Source organism: Salipiger sp. IMCC34102, assembly GCF_004145405.1.
GTDB lineage: Bacteria > Pseudomonadota > Alphaproteobacteria > Rhodobacterales > Rhodobacteraceae > Loktanella.
In genome coordinates this window covers 299,400-314,425 of the sequence record NZ_SELQ01000003.1, presented here as the reverse complement: position 1 = coordinate 314,425, position 15,026 = coordinate 299,400, and the positions used below count along the sequence as shown (strand labels likewise).

The following is a 15,026-nucleotide window of genomic DNA, read 5'->3' as shown; positions in this document are numbered from 1 at the left end:
GACCCCGACCCATGCCGATCAAACTGCCCGCCAACCTGCCCGCCTATGCCGTCCTCGACCGCGAAGGCGTCATGGTGCTGGCCGAGGATGCCGCCGACCGGCAGGACATCCGCCCCCTCCGGGTGGCCCTGCTGAACCTGATGCCGCGCAAGATCGCGACGGAGAACCAGTTCGCCCGCCTGATCGGTGCGACCCCGCTGCAGATCGAGCTTAGCCTGATCCGCATGACGGAACACCAGACCCGCAACACCGCCGCCGATCACATGGAAACCTTCTACCGCCCCTTCGCCGAGGTCGCGGCCAGCGGCGAGAAGTTCGACGGCCTCATCATCACCGGCGCCCCGATCGAGCATCTGCCTTTCGACGACGTGACCTACTGGGACGAGCTGAAACAGGTCTTCGACTGGACGCAAAGCCACGTCCATTCCACCTTCGGCGTCTGCTGGGGCGGAATGGCGATGATCAACCATTTCCACGACGTGCCCAAGCACCTGCTGGAGACCAAGAAGTTCGGCTGTTTCCGTCACGTGGTGACGCAGCCGGCCTCGCCCTACCTGCGGGGTTTCTCGGACGATTGCGTGATCCCCGTCAGCCGCTGGACCGAGATGCGGCAGGCCGACATCGACGCGGCGGGCGGCCTGACGACGCTGATCACCTCGGCCGAGGCGGGACCCGCGCTGGTCGAGGATACCGCCCACCGCGCGCTCTACGTGTTCAACCACTTTGAATACGACACCGACACGCTCAAGCACGAGTACGACCGCGACGTGGCTCAGGGCACGCCGATCAACGTGCCGATGAACTACTACCCCGGTAACGATCCCGCCAATCCCCCGCAGAACCGGTGGAGATCCCACGCCCATCTTCTATATGGCAACTGGATCAACGAGATATACCAGACCACGGAATATGACCTGAATGCGATTGGCCGCTAGAGCACTGACCTTCACCGCCCTGGCTCTCGGCCTTGGATCCCTCGTCACCGGCTGCACCGCGAGCTACCGCGCCGACCGCGCGGAAGAGGCGTTCCCGCCCCTGGGCCAGTTCGTCACGCTGGAAAGCGGCGCACGGGTGCATTACCTGCAGGCAGGCTCCGGTCCGGACCTCGTGCTGATCCACGGCGCGGGGGGCAACCTGCGGGACTGGACATTCGACCTCTTCGATATCCTGGCGCAGGACTACCGCGTCACCGCCTTCGACCGGCCGGGCCTGGGCTACACCGACCGTTTTCCCGGCCTTCCGACCGGCGCCTTCGCGACCGAGGGCGAAAGCCCCCTGCAACAGGCCCAAATGCTGCGGGAGGCCAGTGCCCAGCTGGGGATCGAGCGCCCAATCGTTGCGGGCCACAGCTTCGGCGGGATCGCGGCCTACCAATGGGCGCTGATGGGTCTGGACGCGAACAGTGCCGTCGATGCCGCGGCCGTGGTCAGTTTCGCAGGCGTGGCGATGCCTTGGCCCGGAGAACTCGGCCCCTACTACCAGGTGAACGGCAGCGCCTTCGGGGGGGCCGTCACGGTGCCGATCCTGTCGGCCTTCGTGCCGGCCTCGACGGTCGAGGAGATCATCGAGAACACCTTCTCCCCCCAGCCCGCACCGGAGGGTTACGCCGACTTCATCGGCGCGCCGCTGACGCTGCGGCTGGACAGCTTCCGCGCCAACGTCCGTCAGGTGAACACCCTGCGCCCCCACGTGGTCGAGATGGAACGACGCTATCCCCAACTGACCTTGCCGATCGAGATCGTCCACGGCACCGCCGACACCACCGTGCCCATCGACATTCACTCGGACGAGATCGTGAAGCTGGTCCCGACCGCCAACCTCACGCGGCTCGAAGGCGTGGGGCACATGCCGCACCATGTCGCCCCCGATGTCGCCACCGCAGCCATCGACCGCGCCGCCGCGCGCGCCGGATTGCGCTGACGTCCCGCGCGGTCCAGACTGCCGGGCAAAAGAGGATCCGTCATGACCCTGCCATTCGGCGGTGCGATCAGCGCCTTTCACGACACCGAAGCCCCGAAGCCGGTCCGTGACCGCATCGCGGGCGGCGAGGATCCGATCCTCGCCCCGGGCTACCCCTACGAACACCGCATGAAGAAGAAGACCTACGAATCCGAGCTGCACGCGCTGCAGATCGAACTGGTCAAGATGCAGACCTGGGCGAACGAGACCGGCGCGCGCATCGCCGTCATCTTCGAAGGCCGCGACGCGGCGGGCAAGGGCGGGACGATCGCGCGCTTTCGCGAGCACCTCAACCCGCGCTCGGCGCAGGTCGTGGCGCTTTCGACCCCGAACGAGGACGAGCGCAGCCAGTGGTATTTCCAGCGCTACATCCGCCATCTGCCTGCGGGCGGCGAGATCGCCTTCTTCGACCGCAGCTGGTACAACCGCGGCGTGGTCGAGGACGTCTTCGGCTTCTGCACCCCCGCTCAGCGCGCGCAATTCTTCGAGCAGGTCAATCCCTTCGAGCGGATGCTGGTCGACGACGGCATCCAGCTGTTCAAGATCTGGCTGACCGTCGGACGGGCGGAGCAGCTGCGCCGGTTCCTCGAACGCGAACGCGATCCGCTCAAGCAATGGAAGCTCAGCTCCATCGACGTGAAGGGCCTGGCGCTCTGGGACGACTATACCCGCGCCATCGGAGAGACGCTGGACCGCACCCACACCGATGCGGCCCCCTGGACGGTGATCCTGACCGACGACAAGCGCCGCGCGCGGGTGAACGCGATTCGGGCCGTGCTGCGTGGCATCGACTACGACCGCAAGGAGCCGGCCGCCCTGGGCGAGATCGACGACCAGGTGGTCGGGTCGCCGCAGCTCTGGCACGCCCGCGGTCATGCCTAAACGCGGCTACCACCACGGCAACCTGGCCCAGGCCCTGGTCGAGGCCTGCCTGAAGCTGATCGAGGCGAAGGGCCCGACGGGCTTCACCTTGTCCGAGGCCGCGCGCGAAGCGGGCGTCACCCCCGCGGCCGTCTACCGCCACTTCGAAGGCCGCGAGGACCTCATCGCAGAGGCCGCCCTGCAAGGCTACGCCATCTTCGCCGACCGGATGGAGGATGCCTACGCCAACGGACAGCCCTCCGCCCTGAAGGCCTTCCTGAACACGGGCGAGACCTACCTTACCTTCGCGCGGGACCGTCCCGGGCACTACATCGCGATGTTCGAGAGCGGGATCTCGGTCAATCGCAGCACGGATCTCTACACCACGGCGACCCGTGCCCTGGGCGTACTGGAGAAGGCGGCGCGCGACCTGTCGGAGCACATTCCGCAGGACAGGCGACCGCCGCCGCAGATGTTCGCGGCCCACATCCGCGCCCTGTCGCATGGCGTGGTCGAGCTCTTCGCCCGCGGCGCGCCCGGCAGCCAGTGCCCCTACCCGCCCGAGGACCTGCTCGAAACCGGCATCGGCGTCTATTTGCGCGGTCTGGGCCTCCTGCCGCCCGAGTGACTTCGTCAGCCCCCCTGGCACCGCCGCGGCCCCACCGGGCGTCGGCCTGAGAATCTCTGTTCTGAAAATATCCGCCCCGCCGGCGAGGCGTCCCGCAGGCTCAGCCGCCACCATCGCTCGAGGGTCAGGAGCGAAACCTGCCGTCCGCGCCGTCCTAGAACACCACCAGCGCGCGGTCGTCCCAACCGATGCGGCAGCTCTGCCCGACCTCAAGCACGGGGCGGCCCATCAGGTTCTTCATCGCGATCGTCAGGGGTTGCGGGACGTCCTTCACGCGCACGTCGTAGTAGGTCATGTCGCCGTAGTAGACGACCTCGTCCACGGTGCCGGGGCATTCGTGGCGCGGGGCCTGGTCGCCTTCGAACAGGATCGCCAGGGTTTCCGGCCTTACGCCGACGGCGACCTCGCCTTCGCGCGCGCCTTCGGGCGCCTGGTGCATCGGGACCTGCGCCTGTCCCAGACCCGCGATATCGAGAGAGATCATCGCCTCGCCCGGCGTGGCGGGCGTGTCCGCCGCCGGCTCACCCCCTCGCCGCATGAGGCCCGAGAGCTTCACGGCGGCCCGGCTTTGCGGGATACGGCCGGGCACGACCTCATCCTGTGCCGCGGGCCGGGCAACGGGCGTCGCCCCCGGTCCGATCCCCGTCACGCGCGCCGGAAGGAAGTTCATCTTGCCGATGAACTCGGCGACCCGGCGGCTCTTGGGGCGGCGGTAGAGCGCTTCCGGCTCGTCGACCTGGCCGATCTCGCCCTCGAACATGACGGCGATCCGGTCGGACATCACCAGCGCCTCTTCCTGGTCGTGGGTCACGAGCACGAAGGTGATGCCGACGTGTCGCTGCAGGCGGATCAGTTCCACCTGCATGTGCTCGCGCATCTTGCGGTCCAGCGCGGACATCGGCTCGTCGAGCAGCAGCACCTTGGGTTTCAGCACCAGGGCGCGCGCCAGCGCCACCCGTTGCCGCTGCCCGCCCGACAGGGCGTGCGCCCGCCTGTCGCCATAGCCCGCGAGCCCCACCATCTTGAGCGCCTCTTCCACAAGGCTCTTGCGGGACGCCTTGTCGATGTCCTTGCGCTTGCGCAACCCGAAGGCCACGTTCTGCGCCACGCTCAGATGCGGGAAGATCGCGTAGGACTGGAACACCATGTTCGTCGGCCGCTCGTTGGGCGGCACGCCCTTCATGTCGCGCCCCGACAGGACGACCGTGCCGTCCGAGACCTCCTCGAACCCCGCGATGACCCGCAGAAGCGTGGTCTTGCCGCAGCCCGAGGGGCCCAGCAGCGAAAAGAACTCTCCGCCCCGGATGGTCAGGTCGATGTCGCGCAGGGCGTGGTAGTCGCCGTAGTACTTCTGCACGCCCTTGAGCGAGATGAGGTCCGTCACAAGAACCCTCCGGTGTCCTGGCCGCCGGACCGGGTGATGCCGCGGCGGCGAAAGATTTCGGCGATGGTCAAAAGGATGATCGACAGGCCGACCAGGATCGTTCCCAGCGCCATGACGATGGGCAGCTGCGCGGGGAACCGCAGCAGCCCCCAGATGTAGACCGGCAGCGTGGGGTTCGCCCCCGTCAGGAAGAAGGCGATGATGAACTCGTCGAGCGAGATCGTGAAGGAGATCAGCAGGCTGGAGATGATCCCCGGCATGACCAGCGGCAGGGTCACGAGGCGGAACGCCTCCCACCGCGAACATCCCAGATCGAGGGCCGCTTCCTCCATCGAAGGGTCGAGGTTGCCGAAGGCCCCGTTCAGGATCGCGATGGAGAACGGCGTGCAGATCAGCACATGCGCCAGGATGATCGTCCAGTTGCCGAGATCCAGTCCCAGCACCTGCCGCAGGATGACCAGCAAGGAGACGGCGACGATGATTTCCGGCAGCACCAGCGGCAGCATGACGAAGCCCGTGATGCCCCGCTTGCCCGGATAATCCGCCATGGCGCCCGCGCGCGCGGCGCAGATCCCCAGAAGCGTCGCGAACACCGCCGTGCAGCCTGCGATGATCAGCGAGTTTACCAGCGCGGACTGCAGCGACCGGTTCCCCACCAGGGCGCCGAACCATTCGGTCGTCACCCCCGACAACGGGAAGGCGATGATCGTCGCGTCGTTGAAGGCGAAGATCGGCAAGAGCACGATCGGCGCATAGAGAAAGATCAGGTAGGCGATGGCGTAGACGCGCAGGCTCATGTCTGGCGCCTCAACCAGCGGCGGTTCAGCAGCACGAACAGGATCGAGATGCCCGCCACGCAGACCATCGCCACGATGGCCAGGGCCGCACCGAGGGGCGCGTTGTTGAGCTGCAGGAACTGGGTCTGGATCATGTTGGCGATGAGCTTGCCACCGGCCCCGCCCATCAGCTCTGGTGTCACGTAATCCCCGATCGTCGGGATGAAGACGATCAGCGCCGCCCCCACCACGCCGGGCATCGACAGCGGCAAGGTCACCCAGAAGAAGGTGGAGACCTTCGTCTCGCCCAGATCACGGCTCGCCTCCAGCAAGGAGCGGTCGATCTTTTCCAGCACCACGAAGATCGGCAGGATCGCGAAGGGGGCGAAGGCGTGGGCGAGCGTGATGATGACCGCGTTCACATTGTAGAGGATGAAGGTCAGCGGCTCGTCGATCAGGCCCAGCTGCGTCAGACCGGAGTTGATGACGCCGTTGTAGCCCAGGATGACCTTCCACAGGAACACGCGGATCAGGTAGCTGGTCCAGAAGGGAATCGTGATCAAAAAGAGCCAGAGCGACTTCTTCGACGGCGCCACGTGGAAGCTGACGAAATAGGCGACCGGGTAGGCCAGCACGACCGTCACCAAAGTCACCAGACCCGAGACCATCAGAGAGCGTCGCAGCAGCAGGCCGTAGATCGGGCTTTCCGCCACTTCGCGATAGTTGTCGAGCGTGAAGGTCGTGTCGACCGTCATGAAGTCCTGCGTCCAGAAGCTGAACAACAGCACCGCCCCCAGGGGGATCGCAAGCAACGCCAGGGCATAGGCAAAGGGCAAACCCATCAGGCGAATCGCCCGGGACTGGTCTTGGGTAAGAGGGCTGCCACTGCTCATGGAGCGGCATCGTCCAACGCCCAAAGGCAAAGATCAATGGGCAAAATGAAGAGCTTGCGGGGACGCGCGGCGGCGCGGAGGCTGTCGTTGGATCACGCCGCTCGTCCGGTCGCTTTGCGATGCTCGCCAGGGGAAACGCCCTTCGCTTGGCGAATGCTCCAATGCTGCACGGCGGGAGGCGGCACGCAAATCTCGACTTGAGCTGAAATGGTGCCCGGGGGCAGAATCGAACTGCCGACACGAGGATTTTCAATCCGGCGCTATCCGGTGAAAGATCAGTCACTTACGGCGATCCTGCGCGTCAAACCCACGTCGATGCGTCAAGCCCTTACGCGGTAATTGTCAAACCCAAACAAACCGAACGGACGTGTAAAAGACTCGGTTCGTCCAGTGGTAAATCGAAGACCACATTCGGCAAACTTGGCCTTTCCCGACACAAGTCCGCTTCCCGGTCGATCGCCTACGCGCTGACGCTGGGCGGGCCGGATGACTTTGCCGGGCTTCCTGTCATCTTTCGGGCGCGGCTCACCGAGCTTGAACGGGGGATGCTTGCGTTCGCTTTGCTGGCATCGCTCGACTGCGAGACTGCACAGGACGTTGCCAGCTGCGCCCTGAAAGGTGCGGGGTATCCTCTGCCGCCCGAGGTCGACGCGATGGAAGACGCCCGCTGGTGGGCCGCCCGCGCATCCAGGCAGGAACTTAAGGCCTTCGCGCTGGCATCGTTCCGGGCAATGCCGGCGCGTGACCAGACGGCTTTTCTGTCCTTCGTCCAGGAGCGGGAGGCCGCAGCATGAAAATGCTTGTAACCCGAACCCCTATCGCGGCCGCAGATCCTTTCGAGCTGGCCGACCTCAAGGCACAGATACGGGTTGACGCTGACGAGGAAAACGAAGCGATCAAGACGATGGGGCGGACTGCGGCGGCGCAGCTCGAGCACTTCGCACAGATCGCGCTGCTGACGCAGACGATCCACGTGACGATCTTTGATCCTGCACCGCAAAGCGGTTTGCGCCTGCCCATCGGCCCGGTCGCGGATGGGGACGCCCCGGCCGTCACAATCGACAGCGCGGCTTTCAGCGCGTTCGACTTTGTGGGTGGCAACCGGCCTTACATCCGTTGGCGCGACAGCTACCACGCGCTGACACCGCGCCAGGTCGAAGTCGAGTATCAGGCGGGGTTCGGGATCGCGGCGTCGGACGTGCCAGCGGACCTCTCACAAGCTCTCATGGATCAGGCCGCGTTGCTTTACGACGGCCGGTCAAACTGGACCGATAAGCTTTTCGGCACCTCGCCACACCTTGCGGTGATCGGGGCCAGGTATCGCGGGGTGCAGCTATGACCGAGCGTGAGCTGGACGAGCTGCTGACGTTCCGCTGGCCGATGGTCGTGCGGCGCGCCGTCGCGGTCGGCAACGAATGGGAGGCTGGCTTCGCCAAGTCGATCGCGCGCCACGGCAAGCGGAAGAACTGGCGTCCGACTTATCGGCAGGCCCAAGTCATGCGCCGAATGGTGGAAGAGCTGACGGCCGCGCCGGAACCCGAATTCGATCTGATCGAGGAGTAAGCGAAGGGCGACCCTGCACGCCACCTCATGCAGGGCCACGAGTGGTGGTTCGGGTCACAACGGTGGCACCACGCGTGTCTCTGTCTACCACGGGCGGGATCACAGGCAAAGGGCAGTCCGAAAGGCCGAAGCCCGATCCCCGGCGCAGCGTTTACGCGTCGAAAGTAGCGGCCAACCGACTGGCGGAAACGCACGACCAGTTGGGCCTAAAGCGATGGACCGGCTCCGTTGAGCAGGACTTCACGCAGAGGGCATAGGGACTGCCGCGCTTCCTAGCGTGGGCAGTCGTCCTATGCCCTTCGCTCCGAACCTCACCATTGAGCAGGTGAGACAGAACAGACAGCGCGCAACACACGCGAGGGAGACGACGATGACAAAACACACCGACCGCGCGACGGCTGATCTGTTCGGAACTGGTCCCAATGCCGCGACTTCAGTTAACCTTGGCTACCGGGGTGGGAGTGTTCATTTCTCTCTTCTGGAAAAAATCCGGGGAAAATCGCCCGGCGTCCGCGCAATTCAGTTTCTGGGCCTTCTTCGCATTCCCGAGGGCAAAAAGGCCGGAAAACCTCTGAAACTGGCGAATTTCCAGCGCAGTTTCGTGAAAGGCGCATTCGGCAAGAAGGTCACGGTCGGCGTTCTGTCCATCGGGCGCGGCAACGCGAAGACGGCACTTTCGGCAGGGCTTGCCCTCGCGGACCTGGTGGGCGCTCTCGATGAAGCCCCCCAGCCGAACCGAGAGATCATCTTCGCAGCCCGCAACCGTGACCAGGCGCGCATCGCCTTCAACTTCGTGCTGGGCTACATCGCTGGTCTGCCCGTCGAAGATCAGGCCATGTTCACCATCCGGCGCGGGTCGAAGCTCGAGGTCGAATTCGCGGGCAACGGCGGCGGTCTGGCGCGCTGCATCGCGGCCGATGGCAAGTCGGTCCTGGGCGGTGCCCCTACGCTGGCTATCCTGGACGAACGGGCGGCGTGGGAACGCGAGAAGGGCGACAACCTCGAGAACGCGATCCTGTCCGGCCTGGGCAAACGTGACGGCCGCGCGCTGATCATCTCGACGTCAGCGGCCGACGACACCAACACCTTTTCCCGATGGCTGGATGAACCGCCGCCCGGTGCCTACGTCCAGGAACATCGGCCCGCCTTCGGACTGCCTGCGGACGATCTGCCGTCGCTCCTCGAGGCGAACCCCGGCGCGTCCGAAGGCATTGGTTCGACGCCTGACTGGCTGGTGTCGCAGGCGCGCAGCGCGATTGCGCGGGGCGGATCGGCCTTGACCAGCTTCCGCAACCTCAACCGCAATGAGCGCGTCTCGATCGAGAACCGCAGTGTCCTGGTCACAGTCGATGAATGGCTGTCGGCCGAGGTGTCACCAGCCGAACTGCCGCCGCGCGACGGCCCCTGCGTTTTGGGCGTGGATCTGGGCGGCTCGCGCAGCATGTCCGCCGCATCGTTCTACTGGCCGAACACGGGTCGCCTCGAGTCCCTGGGCACCTTCCCGGCATCGCCGTCGCTCGCAGATCGCGGCGCATCCGATGGCGTGGCGGGGCGCTACACCGAGATGCTCGAGCGCGGCGAATTGTCCGTCATGGGCGAGAACACAGTCCCGCCGGGGCCTTGGATGGCCGCAATCGTCCGCCAGCTCGACGGCATCCAGCCCGCCTGCATCGTGGGGGACCGCTTCCGTCACGCTGAATTCACCGAGGCGCTGAACAACGCCGGGCTGGCCCGCGTCCCCCTGATCTGGCGCGGGTTCGGCTGGAAGGACGGCAGTGAGGATATCGAGCGGTTCCGCCGCGCGCTCTTCGATGGCGAGGTGAAGGCGGTGCCGTCGCTGTTGCTGCGGTTCGCCTTCGCGGACGCCGTGACCCTGATCGACCCGGCCGGGAATGCCAAGCTGGGCAAGGGCCGTTCTCTGGGCCGGATCGACGCGGCTGCGGCGACGGTGCTGGCCGTGGCCCAGGGCGCTCGGATGAAGGCGGCGCCCCAACAGAAGCGACGTGTCCAATGGCTATGAGCAAGCAACACCGGCGGCATTCCCGGAAAGTCACCAGCTCGAAGCGCTGGAAGGTGCTGCGAATGCAGATCCTCGAGCGCGACAGGTTCCGGTGTCGATCCTGCGGCTGCGGTGGGCGGCTCGAGGTCGATCACATCAAGCCCGTCCGAACGCACCCGGCGCTGTCCTATGACCCCGGCAACCTGCAAGCGCTTTGCGGTCCCTGCCACACACGAAAGACCCGGATCGAATGCGGGCATCCCGCACCGATCCAATCGCCCGAGCGTGACGCTTGGGCGGACGCCGTTGCCGATCTGGCAACAAAACCCAACCCGGCCATGTAAGGATAAATCATGCTGGAATCTGTGAAGATCGCTCGCCGCCAGAGCGAAATCCGCCAATCGCTGGCGGAGCTGGCGGGCAAGGAAACCCCGTCCGAGGACGAAGTCCGTCAGATGGACACGCTGGATCGGGAATACCGTTCCAACGAAACCCGGTATCGTGCGGCCCTCATTGCCGAGGACACCGAGCGCCGCGAAGCGGGCGACGAGCTGGAAACCCGGTCCGATCGCGACTGGCAGGAGCTGGTCGGGCGGTTCGAGCTGCGCCAGGTCGCGTTCAACCTGGACGAAGGCCGCGACCTGTCTGGTGCCACGAAAGAGATTGTGGACGAGCTGCGGCAGGCTGGCGGCTATCAGGGCGTCCCGATCCCACTGGCGGCGCTGGAAACCCGCGCTGGCGAGACAGTCGCGGGCGATCAGATCAACCCGCGCCAGATCCGTCCGATCATCGACCGGCTGTTCCCCGGCAGCGTTGCCGCGCAGCTGGGCGTCCAGAACATCAACATCACGTCTGGTGAGCTGGCCTTCCCGGTTGCGACCTCTGGCGCAGTCTTCGGCTGGCAGACGGACGAGCTGGGCAATGTCGGCGCGGCGCAGAAGTTCGCAACCTCCGAGCGCAACCTGAACCCGGATCACACCGGCGGCGCACAGATGGTCATCAGCCGCAAGGCGTTGAAGCAGGCGGGCGACGGACTGGAAAGCGCGATCCGGCGCGACCTGAACGCGGTGGTCGGTGCCGAGCTGGATCGCGTCGTGGTCAACGGCAGCGGCGCGGACGGTCAGCCCCTGGGCATCATCCCCGGCGCGGCGACCTACGGGATCGCGGCGACGGCCGTGGGCGCGGCCGCCAGTTGGGCCGCTTTCCGCGCCGAGGTCGTGGCGTTCATGCAGGCGAACGCGATCACGTCCGCGTCGCAGGTCAATCTCGGGTTCGACCCCGCGATCTGGGCTGACCTCGACGCCGCGCTGATCGCAGGCACTGCGGTGTCCGAGTGGGATCGCCTGACCAAGCATGTCGGGACGCCCGCCGTCAGCAACGTGATCCCCGACCAGACGGCGATCATGACCGCCACAGTCCAAGGCGTCGCACCCGGCTATCTGGGTATCTACGGGGCCGTTGATCTGATCCGCGATCCCTACACGAAGGCGGGAAGCGGCGCGCTGATCCTGACCGGCCTGGTGACGGCGGACTTCACCGTGCCGCGCGGGCTGCAAACCCGCATCCTTACCGGCATCGGCGCAGTCTGATGCTCTGGGGCGGTCATAACGGCAGCCTCGAGCTGCGATCGGACGGCGGGGCAACCCGCCTGACGGCCCGGTTCCCATACGGTCGGGAAACCGAGATCGCGGCGGGGCGGCACGAGGTGATCGCCCCCCGCGCATTCCGCGCCCGGATCGACAGCGGCGCGGAAATTCACCTGCTGGCAGGACACGACTTCAATCGACCGCTGGCGTCCAGGTCTGCCGGCACCCTGACGCTGACCGATGGCGACGACGCCCTGATGATCACGGCAACCATCGACACCGGCACGAGCTGGGCCCGCGACTTTCTTGCGGCGCACGGCGGCGGACTGGTCCGGGGTCTCTCGCCCGGGTTCCGTGTGTCGAAAGGTGGCGAGTGGATCGAACGGCGCGGCAACGGCATCCTGCGCACGATCGCCTCGGCCGAGCTGTTCGAAGTCTCGGCCGTGACACGCCCCGCCTATTCCGAAGCGCAGATCGAAGCCCGCAACTGGCAACCGATCGGTGACGTGGCCCGCCGCGCGCTTGCATTCTCTCACGCGACCCGATGGAGGTGACGCCATGCTTAAGTGGCTTCAGACCATGCTGCAACCGACTGAGACCCGCGCGAGCGGTTCGAGCTACACCGCGCAGCTCATGGCGACGCGGGAAACCTTCATCTCGGGCCGTCGCGGCGTGGCAGAGCTGACCTCGACCGCGCAGACCTGCGTCAGCCTGTGGGAAGGCGCGTTCGCCCTGGGCGACGTGCAAGGCACCGATCTGCTGACCCGCCGCGTTCTGGCACTGGCGGCGCGGTCGGTGGCGCTGAATGGCGATGCGGTCTTCCTGATCGGTAGCCGTGGCCTGGTCCCCGCGATCGACTGGGACGTGACGACACGCGACGGCGAACCCCGCGCCTACCGCATGACGATCCCCGAAGCGAACGGCGGGCGGATGGTCACCGCCCTGGCGGGCGAGGTCCTGCACCTGCGGATCGCATCGGACCCGGTGACGCCGTGGGTCGGCACCGCGCCGCTGCGGCGGTCCAGTCTGACCGGCGGGATGCTTCACGCGGTGGAATCCGCGCTTGCCGAGACATTCGAGAACGCCCCGCTCGGTTCGCAGATCGTGCCCATGCCGGACACCGGCGAAGAGGACATGGAGACGATCCGGGCCGCGCTGAAGGGGAACCGGGGGGCATCGCTTGTGATCGGGGGCGTGGCCCAGGCAACCGCGGCCGGGATGAACCCCCAGATCGGTCAGAAGCCTGACCAGCTGTCGCCTGACCTGTCAAAGTCGATGACGGCCGAGACGTTGCAGGCGGCGCGCGCGGGGATCTTCATGGCCTTCGGCGTTCTGCCCGCGCTGGCGAACCATGCTGCGACCGGCCCTGTGGTGCGGGAGGCGCAGCGCCACCTTGCCGGGTGGACCTTGCAACCGATCGCGATGCTCCTGGCAGAGGAGGCGACGGCCAAGCTGGGCGGGGAAGTGATGATCGACCTTATGCGCCCGGTGCAGGCCTATGACGTGGGCGGCCGCGCCCGCGCTGCATCGGCCCTGGTCAAGACGATCGCGGAAGCCAAGGCCGGTGGCCTGACCAGCGACGAGCTGGGCGCGGTCATGACGCTGGTCAACTGGGGAGAGGGCGACAACGCGGCATGAGATAGCCAGGTCGCGGCGGGTGGTCGTCCGGTTCCACCAAGCGACCCCGTTACTCGGTGAGTGGGAAAACCCCGAGAGCGCGCGGCCGACTTCCTTGGTCGGCGTGGCGCGCAGCTTCTTTTCAGCAAAAGATGACCGTAGCACCCGTGCCAGCTTTCGAAGCAATGCCGCCCATCGCCAAGGCGTTGAGTCTAGCCGAATTGTGAATTTTTAAGTGAGCGCCAGGTTGGAGCTTTTGCGCAATGCCGCCGAGTGCGAGAGCGTCGAACTGCGATCCATCAACCTCCAAGCTGCCGCCCTTTAGTGCAATACCGCCCAGTGCTAAAGCGTCTAAATGTTTGATCATGAATCATTCCTTTCAAATCGTTCCCATCGAATTGAGTATTGCCGCCTGAAAAGTCAACATGGCATCAGCTCCGCCAATGGCGGGCTTGATTGTGCTGCTGATCTGCGCAAAGGTGTCCGCGGGCCTAGAAACCCGGACCGAGATAGACCGATATCCTGTGCAGGATTACCCCCGTTGGCGCGGGAGCCGGTCGAACTGCGATGACGCTTGGCGGCGTTCGCTCTCCGATAACTTATGTCGGGGTGGTGGCGTCATACAAGACCCTCGCGGGAAAAACGTCACGCTTGTCTCTCGGCAAGTTTCTAGCACCCCGGCGCCAGTCCGTCGCTGGCAAGGCCCTAGAAAGCCGCCAACCGAGAGAACCACCATGACCAACCAACTGACCCGCCGTGCGGTGCTGACCGCGCTTCCCGTTTCCGGGATAGCCCTTGCGACCCCATTCCCCATCCAAGCGCAAGTCCTCGATCCCGTCGTGCCGCTCTACCACCAATGGCTTGCGGCCCGCGCGGAATGGTACGAGCTGGCCAAGCTTCCAAGCAATGCGGACTTTGATGATCCGCGATCTTTGGAAGCTGCCGCCCGGGAGGATGCCGCCTTCAACGCCGCGGCCGAGCTAACGCCCTGTAGCTCGGACGGCATGGCAGCTCTTGCCCATATGGTTTGGGAGTCCTTCGGGCCAACCGCTATCGTGAATAGTCCGGACTACCAACGGCAATGCGACTTTCCCGATATCAAGATGATTGCCGCGCTCTGGCGCGCTGCGAGCGGCAAGCCTGGGCGGCCTTGTGCATATTCTTGACGCCAAGAGCTAATAGGCGGGAGTTTGCCAGTCGAATACAAAATTTTGTATTGCGTTACACAAACTCCCGCTCTAGCTATGGCGTCACACGGCACAGGGAAGCTCAGCCATGAAACCGAACCAGAAACTTCCGACCCTCGCAGTCTGCGACGTTTTGAACATCGACCGGCAGCGGCTCAATGAAGATATCGCGTCTGGCGCATATCCCTGCGCCCCGCGGGCACATGCCCGCACCGGCAGGTTTTGGGATGAGGCGGATATGTGCGCCCTGCGCGTTTATTCGTTTATGATGAACGTCTACGGCGTCGAACAGGCGACCCGAAAGCCCGCGATCAGCAAGCGGGTGGCGGGCATGTATGCCGAAGCTGTCCTGGCCGCGCTGCGGGCGGACCCCGACGCGACCGGCCGCTTCGACTTCCCGCTGGATGGGTTCAACGATGGATGCGTTGCCCGCGCCGAAGGGGACGCCCCGAGCTTTTGGGGGCCGAACGACACCGGCTCCGAAGTCGCGACTATCTGCTTTTCCATCGACGGTATCCGTCAGCAGGTGCGCGCGCGCTACAAGCAATGGGCTGGTGAAGAGTAACGAGAGCG

General features: G+C 65.6%; 18 protein-coding genes. 14 read left to right on the top strand and 4 right to left on the bottom strand.

What is annotated here, in order from left to right:
• Positions 1 to 11 precede the first annotated feature (11 nt).
• The 4 genes from metA to EU805_RS09140 are packed head-to-tail and all read left to right on the top strand — an operon-like array spanning position 12 to position 3,448.
• The gene (gene metA / locus EU805_RS09155) at positions 12 to 935 is read left to right on the top strand and encodes a homoserine O-succinyltransferase (protein ID WP_129763652.1); all 924 of its coding nucleotides are present in this window, start codon (positions 12 to 14) and stop codon (positions 933 to 935) included.
• Positions 919 to 1,920, top strand: a complete 1,002-nt coding sequence (locus EU805_RS09150) for an alpha/beta fold hydrolase (RefSeq protein ID WP_129763651.1) — start codon at positions 919 to 921, stop codon at positions 1,918 to 1,920. Before metA ends, EU805_RS09150 begins: the two co-directional genes overlap by 17 nt.
• A gap of 42 nt (positions 1,921 to 1,962) precedes the next feature.
• Positions 1,963 to 2,841, top strand: coding sequence for a polyphosphate kinase 2 (ppk2, locus tag EU805_RS09145; RefSeq protein ID WP_129763650.1), 879 nt, complete (start codon positions 1,963 to 1,965; stop codon positions 2,839 to 2,841).
• Positions 2,834 to 3,448: a TetR/AcrR family transcriptional regulator gene (locus tag EU805_RS09140; RefSeq protein WP_129763649.1), complete on the top strand. Its 615-nt coding sequence runs from the start codon at positions 2,834 to 2,836 to the stop codon at positions 3,446 to 3,448. The genes ppk2 and EU805_RS09140 overlap by 8 nt, the downstream gene beginning before the upstream one ends.
• A 154-nt stretch (positions 3,449 to 3,602) precedes the next feature.
• Here the strand turns inward: EU805_RS09140 and EU805_RS17690 are convergent, their stop codons facing one another.
• From EU805_RS17690 to EU805_RS09125, 3 genes are read right to left on the bottom strand one after another with little or no spacing between them, the layout of a single operon-like run.
• Entirely contained in the window at positions 3,603 to 4,832 is a 1,230-nt protein-coding gene (locus tag EU805_RS17690) for an ABC transporter ATP-binding protein (RefSeq protein ID WP_242494103.1), read from the bottom strand.
• Positions 4,829 to 5,629, bottom strand: coding sequence for an ABC transporter permease (locus EU805_RS09130; protein WP_129763648.1), 801 nt, complete (start codon positions 5,627 to 5,629; stop codon positions 4,829 to 4,831). Before EU805_RS09130 ends, EU805_RS17690 begins: the two co-directional genes overlap by 4 nt.
• Positions 5,626 to 6,501: an ABC transporter permease gene (locus tag EU805_RS09125; RefSeq protein WP_129763647.1), complete on the bottom strand. Its 876-nt coding sequence runs from the start codon at positions 6,499 to 6,501 to the stop codon at positions 5,626 to 5,628. The genes EU805_RS09130 and EU805_RS09125 overlap by 4 nt, the downstream gene beginning before the upstream one ends.
• A 560-nt stretch (positions 6,502 to 7,061) precedes the next feature.
• Between EU805_RS09125 and EU805_RS09120 the strand changes: the two genes are divergently transcribed.
• The 8 genes from EU805_RS09120 to EU805_RS09085 all read left to right on the top strand — a co-directional run bounded on the left by EU805_RS09120 (position 7,062) and on the right by EU805_RS09085 (position 13,287).
• Positions 7,062 to 7,295, top strand: coding sequence for a hypothetical protein (locus EU805_RS09120; RefSeq protein ID WP_129763646.1), 234 nt, complete (start codon positions 7,062 to 7,064; stop codon positions 7,293 to 7,295).
• Positions 7,292 to 7,840, top strand: a complete 549-nt coding sequence (locus EU805_RS09115) for a hypothetical protein (RefSeq protein WP_129763645.1) — start codon at positions 7,292 to 7,294, stop codon at positions 7,838 to 7,840. The genes EU805_RS09120 and EU805_RS09115 overlap by 4 nt, the downstream gene beginning before the upstream one ends.
• Positions 7,837 to 8,064, top strand: a complete 228-nt coding sequence (locus tag EU805_RS09110) for a hypothetical protein (protein ID WP_129763644.1) — start codon at positions 7,837 to 7,839, stop codon at positions 8,062 to 8,064. The genes EU805_RS09115 and EU805_RS09110 overlap by 4 nt, the downstream gene beginning before the upstream one ends.
• A gap of 292 nt (positions 8,065 to 8,356) precedes the next feature.
• Positions 8,357 to 10,084 carry a terminase large subunit domain-containing protein gene (locus EU805_RS09105; protein WP_242494102.1) on the top strand — a complete coding sequence of 576 codons (1,728 nt, stop codon included), beginning with the start codon at positions 8,357 to 8,359 and terminating at the stop codon, positions 10,082 to 10,084.
• A 62-nt stretch (positions 10,085 to 10,146) separates the two neighbouring features.
• Positions 10,147 to 10,407 carry an HNH endonuclease gene (locus EU805_RS09100; protein WP_370318188.1) on the top strand — a complete coding sequence of 87 codons (261 nt, stop codon included), beginning with the start codon at positions 10,147 to 10,149 and terminating at the stop codon, positions 10,405 to 10,407.
• Positions 10,408 to 10,416: 9 nt separating this feature from the next.
• The gene (locus tag EU805_RS09095) at positions 10,417 to 11,652 is read left to right on the top strand and encodes a phage major capsid protein (protein ID WP_129763642.1); all 1,236 of its coding nucleotides are present in this window, start codon (positions 10,417 to 10,419) and stop codon (positions 11,650 to 11,652) included.
• The gene (locus EU805_RS09090) at positions 11,652 to 12,203 is read left to right on the top strand and encodes an HK97 family phage prohead protease (RefSeq protein ID WP_129763641.1); all 552 of its coding nucleotides are present in this window, start codon (positions 11,652 to 11,654) and stop codon (positions 12,201 to 12,203) included. Before EU805_RS09095 ends, EU805_RS09090 begins: the two co-directional genes overlap by 1 nt.
• Before the next feature lie 4 nt (positions 12,204 to 12,207).
• Positions 12,208 to 13,287 (top strand): phage portal protein, encoded by a 1,080-nt coding sequence (locus EU805_RS09085; protein ID WP_129763640.1) that lies wholly within the window; start codon positions 12,208 to 12,210, stop codon positions 13,285 to 13,287.
• 121 nt (positions 13,288 to 13,408) lie between these two features.
• Here the strand turns inward: EU805_RS09085 and EU805_RS09080 are convergent, their stop codons facing one another.
• Positions 13,409 to 13,633 (bottom strand): hypothetical protein, encoded by a 225-nt coding sequence (locus tag EU805_RS09080; protein ID WP_129763639.1) that lies wholly within the window; start codon positions 13,631 to 13,633, stop codon positions 13,409 to 13,411.
• 367 nt (positions 13,634 to 14,000) lie between these two features.
• Between EU805_RS09080 and EU805_RS09075 the strand changes: the two genes are divergently transcribed.
• Positions 14,001 to 14,432, top strand: coding sequence for a hypothetical protein (locus EU805_RS09075; RefSeq protein WP_129763638.1), 432 nt, complete (start codon positions 14,001 to 14,003; stop codon positions 14,430 to 14,432).
• Between the two features lie 109 nt (positions 14,433 to 14,541).
• Positions 14,542 to 15,018: a hypothetical protein gene (locus EU805_RS09070; RefSeq protein ID WP_129763637.1), complete on the top strand. Its 477-nt coding sequence runs from the start codon at positions 14,542 to 14,544 to the stop codon at positions 15,016 to 15,018.
• Positions 15,019 to 15,026 lie beyond the last annotated feature (8 nt).